Source organism: Bradyrhizobium sp. SZCCHNGR1005, from assembly GCF_032489995.1.
Lineage (GTDB): Bacteria > Pseudomonadota > Alphaproteobacteria > Rhizobiales > Xanthobacteraceae > Bradyrhizobium.
In genome coordinates, this window is the sequence record NZ_JAUEZC010000006.1 from 324,389 (window position 1) to 343,072 (window position 18,684).

The following is an 18,684-nucleotide window of genomic DNA, read 5'->3' on the forward strand; positions in this document are numbered from 1 at the left end:
CGGAACGGCAACAAGGAAATCCGGTTTCGTTGACATGCGCCGCGACATCCGGCCTCTTGCGCCACGCGCTCGCACGTGGCGTAGCCGGCCCAGTTGGGCCATCGTAGTAGGAATGGAGAGCTTGGATGATGCGGCATCTTCTCGCTGTTGTTGCGGCTTTGGTCTGGGCGGGCTCGGCCTCCGCGGCCGACATCACGCTCCTCAATGTCTCCTACGATCCGACCCGCGAGCTCTATGTCGAGTTCAACAAGGCGTTCGCTGCGGCCTATCAGAAAGAGACCGGCAAGAGCGTCGAGATCAAGCAGTCGCACGGCGGCTCGGGCGCGCAGGCGCGCAGCGTCATCGATGGGCTCCAGGCCGATGTCGTCACGCTCGCGCTCGCCTACGACATCGATGCGATTGCCGGCAAAGGCCTGATCGCGCCTGACTGGCAGAAGCGCTTGCCGCAGAATTCGTCGCCCTACACCTCGACCATCGTGTTCCTGGTTCGCAAGGGCAATCCGAAAGGGATCAAGGATTGGGACGACCTCCTGAAAAAGGGCGTCGAAATCATCACGCCCAATCCGAAGACCTCGGGTGGAGCGCGCTGGAACTACTTGGCGGCCTGGGGCTATGCGCTGAAGAAATACGGCTCGGCCGACAAGGCCAAGCAGTTCGTCGCCGACCTGTACCAGCATGTGCCGGTGCTCGACACCGGCGCGCGCGGCGCCACCGTGACCTTCGTTGAGCGCGGGGTCGGTGACGTGCTGCTTGCCTGGGAGAACGAGGCCTATCTGGCGCTCAAGGAGTTCGGCAAGAACAAGTTCGAGATCGTGGCCCCTTCGGTCTCGGTCCTGGCGGAGCCGCCGGTTGCCGTGGTCGACAAGGTGGCCGACAAGAAAGGTACCCGTGGAGTCGCTGAAGCCTATCTGAAATACTGGTATACGAAGGAAGGCCAGGAAATCGCCGCACGCAATTCCTATCGTCCGCGCGATCCGGAGGTGGCCAAGCAGCACGAGAATGAGTTCGCCAAGGTCGAGCTGTTCACCATCGACGAATTGTTGGGCGGCTGGACCAAGGCGCAGAAAGACCACTTCGCGGAAGGTGGCATGTTCGATCAGATCTATAAGAACTGATCGGGAGACGAGGGAACTTTAGCCTGGTGGCTTCTTGAACGCGCTTTCACCACGACGCAGCACCTTGCCGGGCTTCGGTCTCACCATGGGACTGACGCTGACCTGGCTGTCGCTCATCGTCCTGATCCCGCTCGCTGGTTTGTTCATTCGTTCGACCGACCTCAGCCTGGAACAGTTCTGGGGCATCGTGACCAGCCGCCGCACCTTGAGCGCGCTGCGCGTCTCCTTCGGGCTCGCTTTCGCCGCGGCCTGCGTCAATCTGGTCATGGGGACGATCGTCGTCTGGGCGCTGGTGCGTTATCGCTTTCCGGGCCGCCGGCTGTTCGACGCCATCGTCGACGTGCCGTTCGCCTTGCCCACCGCGGTGGCGGGCGTGGCGCTGACCTCGTTGTTTGCGCAGAAGGGCTGGCTCGGCGCGCCGCTGGCAGCGCTCGGCATCAAGGTCGCGTTCACGCCGCTCGGCATCTTCGTTGCCATGATCTTCATCGGCATCCCCTTCGTCGTGCGCACGGTGCAGCCGGTGCTGATCGATCTCGATCCCGAGATCGAAGAGGCTGCGGCGAGCCTCGGCGCCAGCCGTTGGCACATCGTCACCAAGGTGATCCTGCCCAGCCTGACGCCGGCGCTGTTGACCGGCTTTGCGCTGGCCTTTGCCCGCGCCGTCGGGGAATATGGCTCGGTGATCTTCATCGCCGGCAACCTGCCGAACGTGTCCGAGATCGCGCCGCTCCTGATCGTGATCCGGCTGTCTGAATTCCGTTATGCCGATGCCACGGCCATCGCCGTGGTCATGCTCGTGGTCGCCTTCCTGATCATCCTTGCGGTGAACCGGCTGCAGCGCTGGACGCAGAGCCGGGCACCGGTAAATTAGGGGCGCGCCATGAGCATCGAGATCAGCTTGCAACAGACGGGCCTGACATCCCCAGCGCAAGGCGTGCGTGCATTGCACGCCGCCCGCCGCGACCCGTGCACCGAGCCGCGGGCGATCCGCATTGTCATCACGACGCTCGCCATCGCCTTCCTCTCGATTTTCGTGGTGCTGCCGCTGGTGGTGGTATTCGCGGAGGCGTTCGCCAAGGGCATGCGCGCCTATATCGCTGCCCTCGCGGACCCCGAGGCCTGGTCCGCGATCCGGCTGACCCTGCTGGTGGCGCTGGTCTCGGTCGGAACCAATCTGGTCTGCGGCCTCGCGGCGGCCTGGGCGATCGCCAAGTTCGAATTTCCCGGCAAGACAGTTCTGATTACGCTGATCGACCTGCCGTTCTCGGTCAGTCCGGTGATCTCGGGCCTCGTCTTCGTGCTCCTGTTCGGCGCCCAAGGCTTCTTCGGCCCGTGGCTGCAGGCGCATCATCTGCAGATCCTGTTCGCCTTTCCCGGCATTGCGCTCGCCACGGTCTTCGTCACCTTTCCGTTCGTCGCGCGAGCGCTGATCCCGCTGATGCAGGAGCAGGGCACCCAGGAAGAGGAGGCCGCGATCTCGCTCGGCGCCTCGGGCCTGCAGACCTTCTTCCGCGTCACCTTGCCGAACATCAAATGGGGCGTGCTGTATGGCGTGCTGCTCTGCAACGCGCGCGCGATGGGCGAATTCGGCGCCGTGTCGGTCGTCTCGGGCCATATTCGCGGCGAGACCAATACGATGCCGCTGCTGGTCGAGATCCTTTACAACGAATATCAAATGGTGGCCTCGTTCGCGATCGCTTCGCTGCTGGCGATGCTCGCGCTGATCACGCTGGTCGCCAAGACCATTCTTGAACGTCAACTGGACGGGGAGGCGCCGCGTGACCATTGAAGCGAGAGGCGTCGTCAAGACGTTCGGCACGTTCAGGGCGCTCGATGGCGTCGATCTGAAGGTCGCCGATGGCGAGTTGCTCGCCTTGCTCGGCCCGTCCGGCTCCGGCAAGACGACGCTGCTGCGGATCATCGCCGGTCTCGAATGGCCCGACTCCGGCGAGATCCTGTTCGATGGCGAGAATGCGCTGGAGCGCGGTGCCGGCGAACGCCATGTCGGCTTCGTGTTTCAGCACTACGCGCTGTTCCGGCACATGACGGTGTTCGAGAACGTGGCGTTCGGCCTGCGGGTGCAGCCGCGCAGGATTCGCAAGAGCGAGGTCGAGATCCGCCGCCGGGTCAAGGAATTGCTGGACCTCGTCCAGCTGGACTGGTTGGCGGACCGCTATCCGAACCAGCTGTCGGGCGGCCAGCGTCAGCGGATCGCGCTGGCGCGCGCACTCGCGATCGAGCCGCGCATTCTCCTGCTCGACGAACCCTTCGGCGCTCTCGATGCCAAGGTGCGCAAGGAGCTGCGGAAGTGGCTGCGCTCGCTGCATCATGAGATCAACGTCACCTCGATCTTCGTCACCCACGACCAGGAGGAGGCGCTGGAGGTCGCGCATCGCGTGGTGGTGATGGACAAGGGGCGGATCGAGCAGGTCGGTTCCCCCACGGACGTCTACGACAGTCCGGCCACCGCGTTCGTGCATGGCTTTATCGGCGAATCCATCGCGCTGCGGGTGGACATCAGCGGGGGCCACGTCAATCTCAACGGCCGACCGCTGGACATCGCCGCCGATGGGGCGGCGCAGGGCGCCTCGACCCTGTTCGTCCGCCGCCACGATATGCAGATCGGGCCAGCCGGCAGCGGCGCCTTGCATGGCGCCGTCACCCATGTGCGCAGCTTCGGCCCGGTCCAGCGTGCCGAGATCGCGCTGAACGAGGGCGCGACGATCGAGATCGATGCGCCGCGCGACCGCGAGCTGAAGGTCGGCGAGTTGGTCGGGCTGAAGCCGCGGCGGTATCGGATCTTTGCGGCGTGACGGTGTGTGCACCCGCCGATGCACGTAGAGCTCGAGCTCTCATCGCGTAGCGCGCGATTGGAGACTGCTCCCAACAAGACGGGTGTCGCCCCGGACAAGCCCGGCAACGCGCAGCGTTGTTGGGCGCCGATCCGGGGCCCATACTCCCGAGAGCCCGTTGTCGCCGCGGAGTATGGGTCCCAGTGCAAGGCCGGGACGACACCGAATTCTTCAGATCGACTTCATCCCAACACGCTTGACCGCGCCAGCCGTATGGTTGACGAAGCGTTGCCGGCCGAAATGGCTCTGGAAATGGTTCTAATTGTCCTGATGGAACTTACCGCCGATTCACCTTTCAGCCACGGTTGATGTGCAACAACCCGCCTCTCGTGTCGGGATAGGGATTGGTTCATTGATGCGTTTGGCTGCTGCATTCTTCATTGCGCTCCTGCTTGCAGGCTGCGCGGCCGAGACCCCGGTCGTGCAGACGCCGTCGATGTATCTCGACATGGCCGCCGCTGGCGCCCGGCTGGACGCTGCGGCTGCCGCGACCATGATCTCGCAATATCGCCAGAACAACGGGCTTTCCACGGTCGAGGTCGATCCGGAACTGATGCGGCTCGCCGAATCCCAGTCCCAGGTCATGGCCGAGAAGAACAAGCTCGATCATGACGTCCGCGCGCCATTGGCGAAGCGTCTGACCGGCGCCGGCTACCAGGCGACCGTCGCGGTCGAGAACGTCTCGGCCGGCTATCATACGCTGGCGGAGGCCTTTTCCGGCTGGCGCGACTCGCCGCCGCATCGGGCCAATATGCTGAAGAGCGGTGTCACAAAAATAGGCATTGCCGCGAGCTATGCGCCGAATACCAAATACAAGGTGTTCTGGACCATGATCCTGGCCGCGCCCGACACCAAACAGCCGTCGTAAAGGACGTGTAGGCCGCTCCGTGACGGCATCGGCGAACCCGGTCTGCCGAGCGGGCGGGATTGACGTCACTGTGAAGTGACGCCACGCTGCGGTGCATTTTGATATTTGGACGATAATGACGACCGATCATTGTCTCCCGGCGCCGCCGGCCACCCCCTCCGAAGCGCAACGTGTCCTGGTGCTCCAGGGCGGCGGCGCGCTGGGTTCCTACCAGGCCGGCGCCTATCAGGCGCTGTGCCACTTCGATTTCGAGCCGGAATGGATCGCCGGCATCTCGATCGGCGCGGTGAATGCGGCGATCATCGCCGGCAACGAGCGCGACAAGCGCATCGAGCGGCTGAAGGAGTTCTGGCAGCTGGTCTCCGCGCCGGTGCCGTGGAAGCCGCTGCTCAACGGCGACCGCCACCGTTCGGTGTTCAACGAAGCCAGCGCGGCACTGATCGCGACTTTCGGCGTGCCGGGCTTCTTCACCCCGCGCATCCCGCCGGTGCAGCTCTGGCCGGCCAATCGCCCGGAGCAGATCAGCTATTACGACACCGCGCCGCTGAAGAAGACGCTGGAGCGGCTGGTCGATTTCGATCGCATCAACGATCTGAAGACGAGGCTGTCGGTCGGTGCGGTCGGCATCACCACGGGCAATTTCGTCTATTTCGACAATTTCGAATTCAGGAAGCGCGGCAAGCTGATCGGGCCGGAGCACATCATGGCCTCCGGCGCGCTGCCGCCGGGCTTTCCGGCGATCGAGATCGAGGGCGAATATTATTGGGATGGCGGCATCGCCTCCAATACGCCGCTCGACTACGTGCTGGACGCCGAGACCGATCGCGATCTTCTGATCTTCCAGGCCGATCTGTTCAGCGCGCGCGGCGACCTGCCGAAGACGCTCTTGGATGCGGCCGAGCGCGAAAAGGATATCCGCTATTCCAGCCGCACCCGGATGAACACCGATAAGAACCGGATGATCCACAACACGCGCAGAGCGCTGCGCGATCTCTATGCCAAGCTGCCGGATTATCTGAAGAACGATCCCTCGTTCGAGCTGCTCTGCCAGGCGGCGAAGGAGAACACCGTCACCGTCGTGCACCTGATCTACCGCAGCAAGAACTACGAGACCTCGTCGAAGGATTACGATTTCTCCCATGTCGCCATGCTCGAGCATTGGGAGGCCGGCGTGCGCGACGTCCATCAGTCGATGCGCCACAAGGAGTGGCTGGAGCGGCCGCAATCCGGCGAGACCATGGTCACTTACGATCTCACGCATGACGGCGATCTAGCTGCCAGCAAAAAGGAGTGAAGCGACATGACGACGAATCTCGCGGGCAAGACGGCCGTGGTGACCGGCTCGACCAGCGGCATCGGGCTGGCCTATGCGCGGGCCTTTGCCAGCGCCGGCGCCAATGTCGTGCTGAACGGCTTCGGCGCGCCCGCCGATATCGAGAAGGAACGCAGCGCGATCGAGAGCGAGTTCAAGGTCAAGGCGGTTCATTCGCCGGCCGACATGACCAAGCCGGCCGAGATCGCCGAGATGGTTGCGCTCGGTGAGAGGAGCTTCGGCTCGGTCGACATCCTCGTCAACAATGCCGGCATCCAGTTCGTCTCGCCGGTCGAAGAGTTTCCGCCGGAGAAGTGGGAGACGATCATCGCGATCAATCTCTCCTCCGCGTTCTACGGCATCCGCGCCGCGGTACCGCTCATGAAGAAGCGGGGCTGGGGCCGCATCATCAACACCGCGTCAGCGCACTCGCTGGTCGCCTCGCCGTTCAAATCGGCTTATGTCTCGGCCAAGCACGGCATCGCCGGCCTCACCAAGACCGTGGCGCTGGAGCTCGCCACCCACAAGATCACCTGCAACTGCATCTCGCCAGGGTATGTCTGGACGCCGCTGGTCGAGAAGCAGATTCCCGATACGATGAAGGCGCGCAATCTCACCCGCGAGCAGGTCATCAACGATGTGCTGCTCGACGCCCAGCCGACCAAGCAGTTCGTCACGGTCGAGCAGGTCGCGGCGCTGGCGCTGTTCCTGTGCAGCGACGATGCCGCGCAGATCACCGGCAGCAACCTCTCGATCGACGGCGGCTGGACCGCGGAGTAGGGCGAGCAAACGTTCGGCCATCCTTCGGGGGCGACCTCAGCCGTCACGTCATTGCGAGCTAAGCGAAGCAATCCAGGCTTGACGTAAGAATCAGGATTGCTTCGTCGCTTCGCTCCTCGCAATGACGGAAGAGGGGGAGCGATTTGTCGGCGGAAGCATCTCAGTGAAAGGTGGAGGCGAAACCAACCGATCCTCTCGATGATAGGTTTCGCTTTCGCTCCACCCGTCCTACAAGCGTCGGAAGAAACGCGAACAGGATTCGGCCTTGCTCATCGTCACCCTCATCGGCCTTCTGGCAGCGATCTGCACCACGAGCTCATTCCTGCCGCAGGTGGTGAAGGCGTGGCGCACGCGCTCGACCCATGACATCTCGGTCGGGATGTTCATCCTGCAGACCACCGGCAATTCGATGTGGCTGCTCTATGGCGCGCTGATCGGTGACCTGCCGCTGGTGGTCGCCAACCTGATCACGCTGGGCCTGGTCGCGACCATCCTGGCGCTGAAGCTGCGCTATGGCTGACGCGACGGGTCTTCAAGCTTGAACCCGCGAGGGCGCCACCGATCAGATGCGGTGGCCGCCGAACAGGCTGCTGGTGGTGCTGGCCCCGGGCGGCAGCACCACCACGGTGGAGCCCTCCTTCACCCGGTTGTAGAGGTCGGCCACGTCGGTATTGGTCATGCGGATGCAGCCGGAGGAGATCGCCTGGCCGATATATTCCGGCTGATTGGTGCCGTGGATCCGGTACAGCGTGTCCTTGTTGCCCTGATACAGATAGATGGCGCGCGCGCCGAGCGGGTTGGCGGGGCCGCCGGGAACCCGTTTCGGATACGGCCCGAGCCGGGCCTGGATATCGGCCGTGGGAACCCAATCCGGCCATTCCGCCATCTTGCCCACCGTCGCCGTGCCGGAAAAGGCCATCGCTTCCTCGCCGACCGCCACGCCGTAGCGGATCGCCTTACCGTCGGGCAGGAAGTAATAGAGATAGCGCGCGTCGGTATCGACCAGGATCGTGCCCGGGGGCTCCTTGCGGTCAGAGTCGACGATGTGGCGCTGGAACTGCTCGGGGATCTTGGCTTCCGCATAGGGCGGATTTGCCAGAAGCTGGCGGTCGCGCGGCGTGAAATTGGCTTCCGAGGACGGCGACAGCGTCGCCTGCATGCAGCCGCCAAGCAGCAACAACCCTGCCAGCGCAAATGCCAGCCCCGATCTCGACATCGCCCGTTCTCCCCTCGTGCCTACTTTCCGAAGTCCACGCAGCATCGGCGGCACTCTTGCGACCCGACCATTTGCTGTCTCAATCGTGCCTAAATCAAGACTAATATATCCACGGTTGCGTGATCGGGGAACTTCGCGCTTTCGCAGCCAAGTGTTGCGGCCATGCGACAGTCGCGGGCCGCCGGCATGATAGCGTTCGTGCAAACCCTGCCGGCGGGGGCGTCACTCCCGCGAGCCTGCCGGCCGGTTCGCGGGGGATCAGAGCATGAACCCATTGCGTTGGTTGCTGGCCTGTGTCCTGAGCTTTGTCGCGGCCTTGGCCATGGTCGCGGAGCTGTCGAGCGAAGCGCTCGCTCGGCCGCGGCAGCACGGAGCCCAACAGCATCCCGCTTCCGTGCAAAGGCCGCATGCGAAGAAGGCTGCCACGAAAGCGGCCGCGCGACATCGACCCGAGCTTGCCCATAAGCAGGAGCGCAAACGCAAGCCCAGCGAAGCCAGCCGTTCCGCCGTGGCTGCGCCGGTCAGCGCCGCTGCCGAAGCGCCTGCGAGCCCGCCGCTGTCGGGAGACCTCGCTGCGGTCAAGTCGGTCTTCGAGCTGACGCGCAAGGGCAAGACGAGCGATGCGAGCGCCGTCGCGAAGACGATCGAGGATCCTGCTGCACGCAAGCTCGTCGAATGGTTCATGTTGCGGCACTCGGAGTCCATGGCGAACTTCAGCCGCTACGCGGCTTTCATCCGCGACAATCCAGCCTGGCCGAATGTCAGCCTGATGCGGCGGCGCGCCGAAGCCTGCCTTTGGCAGCAGAAGAGCGACGCGGCGACGGTGCGCGATTTCATCGGCGATCGACCGGCCAGCGCAAAGGGACGCCTGGCGCTGGCGCGGGTTCTTCTCGCCGAAGGCGATGCCGATGCGGCCGCACGATGGGTCCGCAAGGTCTGGCAGTCGGAGGATCTCTCCGAGCGCACCGAAGCGGATGTGATCGAGGGCTTCGGCGCGCTGCTCGCGAGCGAGGATCACCGGGCGCGGATGGATCGGCGGCTCGGCGCAAAGGATTTTTCAGGAGCGATGCGCGCGGCCCATCGGCTTGGCGGCGACGAGGTCTCCATCGTCAAGGCGTGCCTTGCCGTCAAGGGCGACGAGAAGAAGGCGCCTGGCCTGCTCGACGACGTGCCGGCGGCTGCGCGTAGCGATCTCGGTTATGTGCTGTGTCGCATCCAGTGGCTGATGCGCCACGACCGCATCGCCGATGCGACGCAGCTGATGCTGACGGCGCCGCGCGCGACGATGGCGCTGCAGGACACGGATGAATGGTGGCGCTCACGCCGTGTGCTGGCGCGCAAGCTGCTCGACCTCGGACAGTTCAAGGAGGCCTATCAGGTCGCGCGCCAGGCCGCGCCTCCGCAGAACGAGTATTACCGCGCCGAATGGCATTTCCTGGCCGGCTGGATCGCTCTGCGCTACCTCAACGAGCCCGAGACGGCGCGCGCGCATTTCGCCCATGTCGACGAGGGATCGGTCAATCCCATCGTGCTGGCGCGCGCCAATTACTGGCGGGGCCGTGCGGCGGAAGCGATCGGCGACGCGGAGGCCATGCACGCGGCCTATCAAGCCGCGGCACGCTACAGCACCGCCTATTACGGCCAGCTCGCACGGGCCAAGCTCGGGCTCGACGGCGTCGAGCTCCGCGCTCCGCAAGCCGGGCCGGACGACGATGCTGCGCCTGCGGACGAGCGGGTGCGCGCGGCGGAGATGCTCTACAGGCTCAATGAGCAGAACGTCGTGCTGAGCTTCGTGACCGATCTGGCGGAGCAGAGCACGGATGTCCCGGCGCTGGTCGCGCTCGGCGCGCTGGCCGGCCGCCACAACGATGCGCGCGCGATGCTGCAGATCGGCAAGACGGCCCTGGCGCGCGGACTTGCGATGGACCATTTCGCGTTCCCGACGATCGGGATCCCCGAGCACAAGCCGATCGGCCTCGCCATCGACAGCAGCGTCATCTATTCGGTGGCGCGCACGGAGAGCGCATTCGACCAGCGCGACCGCTCGTCGGCCAACGCGGTCGGCTTGATGCAGGTGACGCCGGAAGCCGGACGCGACACGGCCAAGCGGTTCGGCGTCGGCTATGACTGGGACCGGCTGGTGTCGGATCCCGTCTACAACACCCAGATGGGGGCGGCCGAGCTGAGCGCGCTGCTCCGCGAATACAAGGGCTCTCACATCATGACCTTCGCCGCCTACAATGCCGGCCGCGGCCGCGTGCAGGACTGGGTCAAGCAGCATGGCGATCCACGCGATCCCGCCGTCGATCCGGTCGATTGGGTGGAGCGGATTCCGTTTGCCGAAACCCGCAACTACGTCCAGCGCGTGATCGAGAATGTGCAGGTCTACCGCGCGCGGTTCGAGGCCATCGAGGTCGCAAAGCGCGACCAGGAGCAGAGCACGGTGGCGCGCGCGGCTGGCTCGGGGATGGTCTCCTCGGCGCAGGCGCTGCCGCCGCCGTAAGCGGCGTAGTTAGCGGCGGCCGCCGAACGCCAGCACGTGCAGGCCGAGCCGGCGCTTGACGATCCAGAACAGGAGCGCGGTCTCGAACGTCAGCGACAATGACGTCGCGGCCGCGGCGCCATGGCCGCCGAAGCGTGGCACCAGCACGATGCACAGCACCAGGTTCATGACGAAGGCGGACGCATAAGCGAGCGCGCAGACGTGCTGATGGCCGAGCATGTTGAGCAGGCGCTCGACCGGGCCGATCGCCGAACGCACCACGAGCCCGATGGCGGCGATGAACATGATGTCGTAGCCGGCCGTGAACTGTGGCCCGAAAAGCCAGAGCAGCGGCTCGCCGAGCGCGAGCAGGGTCAGCGTCGCGGCGAGCGAGGGCCAGAACGTCCAGCTGATGGCGTGCGCGACATAGGCCGACAGCCGCGCGGTGTCGCCTTGCGCGTGATATTCGGCAAAGCGATGTGCCGTGGTGGCGGACATCGCATAGTGGATGAACGACACCAGCGCCAAGGTCTTCACCACCGCGAAATAGACGCCGACCTCCTCGGAGGGACGGAATTGCTGCAGCACCAGCACGTCCGTGTAGGACAGCAGCAGATAGAAGCCCTCGACCAGCAGGATCGGCAGCGAGACCGCAAGCCAGCCGCCGACATCGTAGGCCTTCGCGCCCGCTTCGATGTGGCCACCGAGCCTGCGATTGAGCGCGATCATCTGTCCGATCATCGCGAGCCACACGGCAGCTGCGCTGGCGAGCATCGCGGCGGTGGCGCCGAGCTGCAGGCCGAGCACGACCATGCCTGCGGTAAAGCCGATGATCAGGCTTTGCCGGATGATGAATTGCGGCATCAGCCCGAGCGTCATCCAGTCATGCGAGCGGGCGATGCCGTCCTGCGTGTTGGCGACCACGAAGGCCGGCAGGGTGGCGCAGCCGACGTAGAGCGGCATGACCTCGTTCGCATCGATCCAGGGCGAGAGCAGATGGACGAGGCCGGCGAGCAGCAGTGCCGCGAATGAGGACGTCGCAAAGGTCAGCCAGCGGCTGCCGGAGAGAAAGCCGCGCAAATGCGCCTGCGCGCCGCGGGCGCGATAATCTGGGATCAGCTTCTGCGCCGAGGAAGCGAGGCCGAAATCGAGCATGCTGCCGAGCAGCAGCACCCAGGTCCAGACATAGACGTAGATGCCGTAGTCCGCGCCGCCCATCCAGCGCGCCAGCAGGATCTGCGACAGATAGGCGAGGCCCGCGCTGATGACGCGAATGAGGAAGATCAGTCCCGCCAAACGGCGGGTGAGCGAGGCATCGCTACCGTCACCGGCTAAGCGAAGCCTCGCCTTGAGCCGCGCGATCAGGCCAGCTTCTGCGGGTTGGTGTTCGGTGTCCATCACGGCCACGGCTGCGGTCCACTGTCATGTCCGCGCGAGAGGGCGGCGATCCGCGTCTGTATCAACCGGCCGTTAAGATTCGGTTGGATCGAGCCATGTTGTCGCCCCTGCGAAAGCAGGGGCCCATAACCACGGAATGTTGTTGTTTAAGGATGAAGAAGGATGAAGTCGACCAGTCGATTTCGTCTTGGCGGCCGCGGCGTACGGGTCCCGGCGTTCGCCGGGACGACAGCTGAGGGTGGTGCAGCGATCGTCCGATTCACGGTCACGGCAGGTTGACGTTGAACTCGTAAGCCTTGTCCGCGCCGACCAGCGTGAATTTCAGCGCCGCGCCGTCGGGCTTGGTGCCCGGCGGCACGCCGTCCAGCGCGAACGTGAAACGTTTCACGCCCGGCGGACTGTGCTCGGCGGGAGCAGGAACGGGCAGCGACCATTCCGGCGTCGGTCCCTCCACGAACAGATTGACGTTCTTCGGGTCGGGCGTCACCACGTCGACAATGACATTGGACGGGCCGTCGCGCTTGACGTCGCGGATCGTCAGCGGGTTGGGATCGCCGACATTGGCCGGCTTCGGCACGGCGTCGAGCGCCGCGGAGAGCGCGCCGTCCTCGGTACTCGCAACGCTGGTGAAGGCGAGATCGACCTTGGCGTCGACCGGAATGCAGATCCGCTCGCACACCGCGTAGCTGATGTCCGCACGCAGCGTCACGGGCTTGTCCGTGCTCTTGGCGACGATGCGTAGCGGCAGCACGATCTGGTCGTGGTAGCCGAGTGAATGGCCGCCGGCACCATCGTCGAACTTGGTTGGCGCCGGCCACAGAACCGTCACCGCCTCGACATTCTCCGACGCCGAGAAATCGAACCGCGGGGGCACGCCGGAATCGCCTGGCGTCCGCCAATAGGTTTTCCAGCCCGGTTGCAGCTGGAAGGCGATACCGCCCAGCAGCACGTTGCCGCTGCGCGAGCCTGCGAGCAGTCGCACCGCGGAATGGCCCTCGCGCTGCCACGGTGAGGCGTCTTGCGCCGAGGCGCCGACAGCCAGGCAAGAGGTGAGCAGCGCCGCGGCGAATCCGCGGCGGGCATGAACTGGAACGAACGCGGTCATGAGACGTCTCTAATGCTGAGTGCAGGCCTAAACCATTGAATTGGTTGTGAGCGAAAAAGCCAGTGTGAACGCCGGCCTTGATTGACAGAACCCCATCCCAATATCAGGATGATCTGAAGCATGAGAGTTTGCGCCGATGAATCCTGAGGCAAAGCGGCAAGGCGATCTTCGCCGGAGAGTGACGGGCATCAGCGATGATGTCTCTCACGGCGGCTATCTCGATGGCCAGTTGCTGGTCGCGATGCCGGTGATGGGCGATTCGCGCTTCGAGCGCTCGGTCATCTATCTCTGCGCGCATTCCGCGGAAGGAGCCATGGGCATCATGGTGAACCGGCCCGCCGGCAGCATCGATTTCCCACAGCTCTTGATGCAACTCAACATCATCAACAAGGCCGACCAGATCGAGCTGCCCGGCAGCGCCGAGACGATGAAGGTGTTGAGCGGCGGCCCGGTCGATACCGGCCGCGGCTTCGTGCTGCATTCGAGCGATTACTTCATCGCCAACGCCACGTTGAAGATCAACGACGGCGTCTGCCTGACCACGACGATCGATATTCTCAAGGCGATCGCCAATGGCACGGGACCGAAGCATGCCATTCTCGCGCTCGGTTATGCCGGGTGGCGGGCCGGCCAGCTCGAAGAAGAGATCCAGGAGAACGGCTGGCTGCATTGCGATGCCGATCCGGAGCTGATCTTCGGCGACAATGTCGAGGACAAATACGATCTCGCGCTGCGCAAGATCGGGATCGATCCCGGCATGCTGTCGAACGCAGCCGGACACGCCTGAGGCGCGCTCCTGGTTCTCGCGCAACTGGGCGGGCCTCGCCCGAAAGCGTCGGGTCCCTCGTGCTTCATCGGCCGCCGCTTTTCGTCGCTTCCTCCTGCGTCTTCTTGCTGCGTCCTGGGAACTGCCACCGCTGTTGCCGGTTAGCTGGGCGGCAAGTCCCCCAAGCGAGCACGAGGAGAGGCGCGATGGACACGGATCGGATCACAGGAACGGCGAAGGATATGGCAGGCAAGGTCGAGAGCGGCGTCGGCGAGATGACCGGTGACAAGCAGACCCAGGCCTCGGGCCGCGCGCGCGAAGCCTCGGGCGTCGTGCAGAATCTTTACGGCCAGGCCAAGGATGCGGCGCGCGATGCCGGCGACGCCGCGATGAATTTCGCCAAGGATACGATCGGTGGCGATCGCGTCGACAATCTGCGCGACGGCACGCAGGCGCTCGCCAAGCGCGTGCAGGATAATCCGATCGGTGCGCTTCTGGTGGCCGGCGGCATCGGCTTTGCGCTGGCGCTTCTGATGAGCCGTCCCAGCCGGCCTCCGCAGCGCTGGCGCCACTGAGCCGCGCGCTTTCCGCGCGTTCAATTGCGATCGGCCGGTGTTCGTCTCCCAGGGGAGACGGCATCGGCCGATTTGTTTCAGCTGCAATCGAGAGAGTCTAACGGGCCGGCGCGTCCTGCACCGCCGCTGAATGGCCGACATTAGCGGGCGGCCGCGGCGGTCCTGGATTCGGGCTGCGTGCCGCGGGCGGCTTCGGCTGTTGCGGGGCGCCGCCGCCAAAGAACTCGCGGAACGCTTGGCCCGGCTGCTGCGCCTGCGCCGGAGGTGTCGCGTTCTGTGGCGCAGCCCGCTTCGGCTTTTGCGGGGTCGGCTGGGCTGTCGTTGCGGCCGGCTCGCCCGGCGTGGCGGCGGCCATCGGCGCTTCCGGCTGGGTCTGCTCTTTCGGCGGCTCCTTGGATTGCTCGCGGCCGACCTCGCGTCGCGGCCAGGCGAAATCATCGGCCCGTCCGGCTGGCGGGCTCAGTGGCTCACCCTTCACCAAGGTCCGCGCCGCCAATGCATCCACGGGAGCGGGCCGGCTGCCCGCACCGCCGAGCAACTGGTCGGTGCCGACCGATGAGGCGACCAGCGGAACGATCGGTCCCGCGATTGGCCGTGGCGCCGGCTGGCCCGGCACCGCATTGGCATCGGGCGTCGCCGGCTCGCTCGGCAGCTCGATCGGCGCCGAGCGCCCTGCCAGTACGCGCGTGATTTCGCGCTCGACATAATGCGCCAGCTTCCGGGCGCCGGGCTTGGTGAAATAGACGCCGTCATAGGTGCGCAGCTGGCGAATTTGGCCTTCGAAGTCCGGGCCCTTCTGCAGGAAGCGGCCGGCCTCGTCGACAAAGCCGTCCCACACGTCGACATAGGTGATGCCGGTTTTGCCGGCGACGTCGCGATAGAGCGAATCCAGGAACAGCATGTCGGCCGTGCCCTTGGTGCCGCGGATCGCCGGCAACCCGACCCAGATCACCGGAACGCCCTTGGATTTGGCGACCGCGATCATCTCCTCGATCTTCTTGACGTAAAGCTCGACCCAGCGGTCATCGCGGAAATCGTAGATGCCGTTCGGCGAACGTGCGGCCTTTCCCGGGGCCGCCGCGGGCGTGTCGCCGCTCTCGGCGTCGTCCTGCGGCAGTTCGCTGTCAACCGGCTTGTCATCCGGCTTCGCCGCGGCCGTGTCGGTCTTTTGCTCCGGCTTGCCGTCGCTTCCCTTCGCCTTGGCGTCCTTCTTGGTCTTGTCGCCAGGCTTCTTATCGTCCGCCTTCTTGTCGTCGGGCTTGTCCGTTTTTTCGACCACCGGCTCGCGGATCGAAATGCGGTCGTTGAGGCCGAGCATGATGACGATGGCGTCTGCCCGTTCGCCGGCGAGAATGCCCTTGGCGGCGGTCGCCCAGTCGGCGGGCTCGCCCTTCGGCTGATACTTGATCAGCCCCGAGATGGTCTTGATCTTGCGGGTGACGCCCATGTCGGGCTGTTCCGCATAGGCGTCCTCCAGCCCGTAGCCGAGCCAGTCTGCCATGCCGTCACCGAGTACCAGCACATAGCGTTCGGGTGCGTTGTCGCGCTTCTCGGGAGGTGGGGCCTTGGAGAAGTCCTGGTAGACCTTCCTGGGCTGCTGCGGCTCGCGGAACGGCGAGAAGAAGTCGCCGCCGAACCAGCCGCCGCCGCGCGGCGCTTGGCGGGTAGGAGGTGGCGAACTGAACGGATTGAAATTGAAGAACTGGGCAGAAGCCGGGCCAGCGATGCCGACCAGCATCGCAATCGCCACCGCCAGCACGACCAACAGGCCGGGCTCGTTCAGGAGCTTGATGAGGGACTTCAGCTTGGACATGCGGCCCGATCACGCGGCGAAATCATGTGTCTTCATATAGTAGCAGCCAAATCCGGCCGCAAACGGGCATTCACGGGGTGGTTGCGAATCCCTCTGCGAAGGTTCGCAACAGCGGCGGAAAGTTCCTTTCAGTCGCGGGGCGGCCGCTGATCCTCCGTGAAATGGATAAAAAGGTATCCGGGACCGGCCCAAGGCCACCCGCATCAGGCGGCACGCGACCGCCCATCTCAGTGCCCCATGCCCGGTATCAACTCGCCGTTATAGATGTCCGGGTTCTGCGGGCCTTCGACATTGAGAATTCCGAGCAGGCCACGCTCAGCGCGAGCAAGCGCGTGATCGACCAATGTGTAGTTGCCGGGCACCTGGACTTTGAACTCGGTGATCGCAGCGCCTCCCGGCGGGACGGTCACGGTCTGAATTCCCCGGAGCGGCGGCGTGGTTATCCCGCCAAGCAGATAGACCTTGTCGAAGATCTCGCCGATCACATGAAAGGAGGAGGTGTAGTTCGGCCCGCCGACGCCGAAGAAGATCCGCACGGTGTCGCCGACCTTCGCATGCAGCGGGTGCAATTTGCTCAACGCGCCGACCTAGCCGTTGAACACGAAATATTCAGGCCGTTCGTCCAGCAGCTTCTCGACGCTGAACTCGGCGCTGCCGTGCTGGCCGTACGGGATGTCGGAATAGATTTCGCCCTGCATGACATAGAATTCGTGATCCACCGGCGGCAGCCCGCCTTCCGGCTCGACCAGGATCATTCCGTACATCCCGTTCGCGATGTGCTCGGCGACCATCGGCGTGGCGCAGTGATAGACGAACAGACCCGGCACCAGCGCCTTCCATGTCATCGACTTCTCACCGCCTGGATCGACCTGCAACGATGCGGCGCCGCCGCCAGGACCGGTTGCCGCATGGAAGTCGACGGAATGGATCATGGCGCTGTCGGCCGAGTTCTTGAGGTGAATCTCGACCGTGTCGCCGACGCGGACGCGGATGAAAGGACCGGGCACCTTGCCGTTGAACGTCCAGTAACCGAACGTCGTGCCTTCCGCGAGCCGGCCTTCCACCTCGACGCTGAGAAGATCGACGCGGACCGTCTGCGGGTCGCGTTTGCCGATCGGTGGCGGCAGATCGCCAGGTTCACGGGAGATGTCGGCCTCGACCACGGTCTGTGGTGCGGCCCGCGGCGTCACGATGAACTGGCCTTCCATGCCGGCGAGCCTGTGCCCGGGCACGCTGCAATAATAGACGAAGTCGCCCGACCTCGCCGCGCGGAATGCGATCGTCGTGCTGGCGCCCTTGCCTGTCACCCTCGGCGACTTCGCATCCTGATCCGGGAATACGACGTCGTGCTCGGCGCCTTCGCCGTTGATCAGCGTGAGCTGAACCACTTGCCCTTCGACCGCAGTCAGGACCGGATTGACCTTGCCGTCGATGGCGCCGCCGACTCCGATATAGACCATGCGCCCTTCAGCGATGCCGGATCTCAACGTGTACTTCGCGTCGGCGACGTAGCCGATATCGGCTCCCGTTACCGTCTGCGGGGCTTGCGAGACCGGAGGTGGGGGCGTGGGCGCCGGCGAGGGAGCCTGCTGCGTTGTGGGTGCTGTGGCCGCGCCCGACGATGCGGCTAGAAAGGCGATCACATCGGCACGGTCGTGATCGGTCTTCAGTCCGGGGAAGGGCATCTTATTGCCGGGGACGACGCTCGCGGGATCTTTGAGATAGCGATCGAGCGTCTGCGCGTTCCAGACGATGTCGGCTCCTTTCATCGCCGGCGAGTAGTTGTAGTTCGGCTCGGTCCCCGCTTTGCGCCCGATGACACCGGCGAGCGAAGGGCCGAGCATGTTCTTGCCCGCTTCAATCGAATGGCAGGCCTGGCACTTGCGGAAGACCAGGCGGCCGGCCGCTGGATCGCCGGCGGTTGTCGTTACTGCCGCTGCCGGGCTTGGGCTTGGATAAGGGCTTGGGCTTGGCGAGGCAGCCCGCCCTTGGCCGCTGGTTTGCGACTCCGGCGCAGCTTGCGCCGCGTGCGGCTGGTGGTTCGTCGCGGGCGGCTGTCGGGGCGAGGATTGCTGTGTTGCCGGAGCTTGTTGGACGGCCGGCGCAGCCGATGCGGGCTGTCGTTTCGACTCTTGTGACGCTGCGGGCTCGGGTATCGACGCGTTCTGCGCGGTGGGGGTGAGAGCGGTTTCAGCCTGCGATTTTCCCGGCTCTGTGTCCGTCTGGCTGGACGCCGGCATCGTGCTGCCTGGCGGGTACAAGATCGTGGCCAGCGAGAAACCACCAACGATCAGCACCACTCCGAGCAGGAGTATCGACCATCGGCGAGCCGCCCCGACGAGCGTGGGCCACATTCGATCCATGCTGCTTCCGCAAGCGTTTTGCGGAATCTCGGTGCATCA

The 18,684-nt window shown here is 64.9% G+C and carries 17 protein-coding genes; 11 read left to right on the plus strand and 6 right to left on the minus strand.

What is annotated here, in order from left to right; all coding sequences use genetic code 11:
* Nucleotides 1–125 precede the first annotated feature (125 nt).
* From QXZ85_RS25200 to QXZ85_RS25235, 8 genes are all read left to right on the plus strand, one after another.
* Complete coding sequence (locus QXZ85_RS25200) at nucleotides 126–1,115, plus strand: sulfate ABC transporter substrate-binding protein (RefSeq protein ID WP_315768803.1); 990 nt, start codon at nucleotides 126–128, stop codon at nucleotides 1,113–1,115.
* 34 nt (nucleotides 1,116–1,149) lie between these two features.
* A complete protein-coding gene (gene cysT, locus QXZ85_RS25205; protein WP_315702981.1) occupies nucleotides 1,150–1,986 on the plus strand; it encodes a sulfate ABC transporter permease subunit CysT in 837 nt (278 codons plus the stop codon).
* Nucleotides 1,987–1,995: 9 nt separating this feature from the next.
* The gene (gene cysW / locus QXZ85_RS25210) at nucleotides 1,996–2,904 is read left to right on the plus strand and encodes a sulfate ABC transporter permease subunit CysW (protein WP_315702982.1); all 909 of its coding nucleotides are present in this window, start codon (nucleotides 1,996–1,998) and stop codon (nucleotides 2,902–2,904) included.
* Complete coding sequence (locus tag QXZ85_RS25215; protein WP_316174980.1) at nucleotides 2,894–3,928, plus strand: sulfate ABC transporter ATP-binding protein; 1,035 nt, start codon at nucleotides 2,894–2,896, stop codon at nucleotides 3,926–3,928. The genes cysW and QXZ85_RS25215 overlap by 11 nt, the downstream gene beginning before the upstream one ends.
* A 394-nt stretch (nucleotides 3,929–4,322) precedes the next feature.
* Nucleotides 4,323–4,835, plus strand: a complete 513-nt coding sequence (locus QXZ85_RS25220; RefSeq protein WP_315730790.1) for a CAP domain-containing protein — start codon at nucleotides 4,323–4,325, stop codon at nucleotides 4,833–4,835.
* A 115-nt stretch (nucleotides 4,836–4,950) separates the two neighbouring features.
* Entirely contained in the window at nucleotides 4,951–6,129 is a 1,179-nt protein-coding gene (locus tag QXZ85_RS25225) for a patatin-like phospholipase family protein (RefSeq protein ID WP_315702985.1), read from the plus strand.
* 6 nt (nucleotides 6,130–6,135) lie between these two features.
* Nucleotides 6,136–6,927, plus strand: coding sequence for a 3-hydroxybutyrate dehydrogenase (locus QXZ85_RS25230; protein ID WP_315702986.1), 792 nt, complete (start codon nucleotides 6,136–6,138; stop codon nucleotides 6,925–6,927).
* A gap of 265 nt (nucleotides 6,928–7,192) precedes the next feature.
* A complete protein-coding gene (locus QXZ85_RS25235; RefSeq protein ID WP_315702987.1) occupies nucleotides 7,193–7,447 on the plus strand; it encodes a SemiSWEET transporter in 255 nt (84 codons plus the stop codon).
* A 42-nt stretch (nucleotides 7,448–7,489) separates the two neighbouring features.
* Here QXZ85_RS25235 and QXZ85_RS25240 read toward each other — a convergent pair whose 3' ends face one another.
* Complete coding sequence (locus tag QXZ85_RS25240) at nucleotides 7,490–8,143, minus strand: L,D-transpeptidase (RefSeq protein ID WP_315702988.1); 654 nt, start codon at nucleotides 8,141–8,143, stop codon at nucleotides 7,490–7,492.
* A 265-nt stretch (nucleotides 8,144–8,408) separates the two neighbouring features.
* Between QXZ85_RS25240 and QXZ85_RS25245 the strand changes: the two genes are divergently transcribed.
* Nucleotides 8,409–10,646, plus strand: a complete 2,238-nt coding sequence (locus QXZ85_RS25245; RefSeq protein WP_315730792.1) for a lytic transglycosylase domain-containing protein — start codon at nucleotides 8,409–8,411, stop codon at nucleotides 10,644–10,646.
* A 9-nt stretch (nucleotides 10,647–10,655) separates the two neighbouring features.
* On the opposite strand, the gene QXZ85_RS25250 is transcribed toward QXZ85_RS25245, so the two are convergent.
* Nucleotides 10,656–12,032 carry a lipopolysaccharide biosynthesis protein gene (locus QXZ85_RS25250; RefSeq protein ID WP_315743910.1) on the minus strand — a complete coding sequence of 459 codons (1,377 nt, stop codon included), beginning with the start codon at nucleotides 12,030–12,032 and terminating at the stop codon, nucleotides 10,656–10,658.
* 256 nt (nucleotides 12,033–12,288) lie between these two features.
* The gene (locus QXZ85_RS25255) at nucleotides 12,289–13,128 is read right to left on the minus strand and encodes a protein-disulfide reductase DsbD domain-containing protein (RefSeq protein WP_315702992.1); all 840 of its coding nucleotides are present in this window, start codon (nucleotides 13,126–13,128) and stop codon (nucleotides 12,289–12,291) included.
* Nucleotides 13,129–13,264: 136 nt separating this feature from the next.
* Between QXZ85_RS25255 and QXZ85_RS25260 the strand changes: the two genes are divergently transcribed.
* A complete protein-coding gene (locus QXZ85_RS25260; RefSeq protein WP_315702993.1) occupies nucleotides 13,265–13,915 on the plus strand; it encodes a YqgE/AlgH family protein in 651 nt (216 codons plus the stop codon).
* Nucleotides 13,916–14,100: 185 nt separating this feature from the next.
* Complete coding sequence (locus QXZ85_RS25265) at nucleotides 14,101–14,469, plus strand: CsbD family protein (RefSeq protein WP_315763690.1); 369 nt, start codon at nucleotides 14,101–14,103, stop codon at nucleotides 14,467–14,469.
* A 97-nt stretch (nucleotides 14,470–14,566) separates the two neighbouring features.
* Here QXZ85_RS25265 and QXZ85_RS25270 read toward each other — a convergent pair whose 3' ends face one another.
* The 3 genes from QXZ85_RS25270 to QXZ85_RS25280 all read right to left on the minus strand — a co-directional run bounded on the left by QXZ85_RS25270 (nucleotide 14,567) and on the right by QXZ85_RS25280 (nucleotide 18,645).
* Nucleotides 14,567–16,282: a DUF459 domain-containing protein gene (locus tag QXZ85_RS25270; RefSeq protein WP_315702995.1), complete on the minus strand. Its 1,716-nt coding sequence runs from the start codon at nucleotides 16,280–16,282 to the stop codon at nucleotides 14,567–14,569.
* 227 nt (nucleotides 16,283–16,509) lie between these two features.
* Nucleotides 16,510–16,860: a hypothetical protein gene (locus tag QXZ85_RS25275; RefSeq protein ID WP_316174977.1), complete on the minus strand. Its 351-nt coding sequence runs from the start codon at nucleotides 16,858–16,860 to the stop codon at nucleotides 16,510–16,512.
* Between the two features lie 9 nt (nucleotides 16,861–16,869).
* On the minus strand, nucleotides 16,870–18,645 hold the full coding sequence (locus QXZ85_RS25280; protein ID WP_316198208.1) for a multicopper oxidase domain-containing protein: 1,776 nt from the start codon (nucleotides 18,643–18,645) through the stop codon (nucleotides 16,870–16,872).
* Nucleotides 18,646–18,684: the final 39 nt, after the last annotated feature.

Excerpts from the sequence above, each read along its gene's own strand:
- QXZ85_RS25200 (WP_315768803.1), top strand. The coding sequence starts at position 126 with ATGATGCGGCATCTTCTCGCTGTTGTTGCGGCTTTGGTCTGGGCGGGC.
- cysW (WP_315702982.1), top strand. The coding sequence starts at position 1,996 with ATGAGCATCGAGATCAGCTTGCAACAGACGGGCCTGACATCCCCAGCG.
- QXZ85_RS25220 (WP_315730790.1), top strand. The coding sequence starts at position 4,323 with ATGCGTTTGGCTGCTGCATTCTTCATTGCGCTCCTGCTTGCAGGCTGC.
- QXZ85_RS25225 (WP_315702985.1), top strand. The coding sequence starts at position 4,951 with ATGACGACCGATCATTGTCTCCCGGCGCCGCCGGCCACCCCCTCCGAA.
- QXZ85_RS25230 (WP_315702986.1), top strand. The coding sequence starts at position 6,136 with ATGACGACGAATCTCGCGGGCAAGACGGCCGTGGTGACCGGCTCGACC.
- QXZ85_RS25240 (WP_315702988.1), bottom strand. The coding sequence starts at position 8,143 with ATGTCGAGATCGGGGCTGGCATTTGCGCTGGCAGGGTTGTTGCTGCTT.
- QXZ85_RS25245 (WP_315730792.1), top strand. The coding sequence starts at position 8,409 with ATGAACCCATTGCGTTGGTTGCTGGCCTGTGTCCTGAGCTTTGTCGCG.
- QXZ85_RS25255 (WP_315702992.1), bottom strand. The coding sequence starts at position 13,128 with ATGACCGCGTTCGTTCCAGTTCATGCCCGCCGCGGATTCGCCGCGGCG.
- QXZ85_RS25260 (WP_315702993.1), top strand. The coding sequence starts at position 13,265 with ATGAATCCTGAGGCAAAGCGGCAAGGCGATCTTCGCCGGAGAGTGACG.
- QXZ85_RS25265 (WP_315763690.1), top strand. The coding sequence starts at position 14,101 with ATGGACACGGATCGGATCACAGGAACGGCGAAGGATATGGCAGGCAAG.
- QXZ85_RS25270 (WP_315702995.1), bottom strand. The coding sequence starts at position 16,282 with ATGTCCAAGCTGAAGTCCCTCATCAAGCTCCTGAACGAGCCCGGCCTG.
- QXZ85_RS25280 (WP_316198208.1), bottom strand. The coding sequence starts at position 18,645 with ATGGATCGAATGTGGCCCACGCTCGTCGGGGCGGCTCGCCGATGGTCG.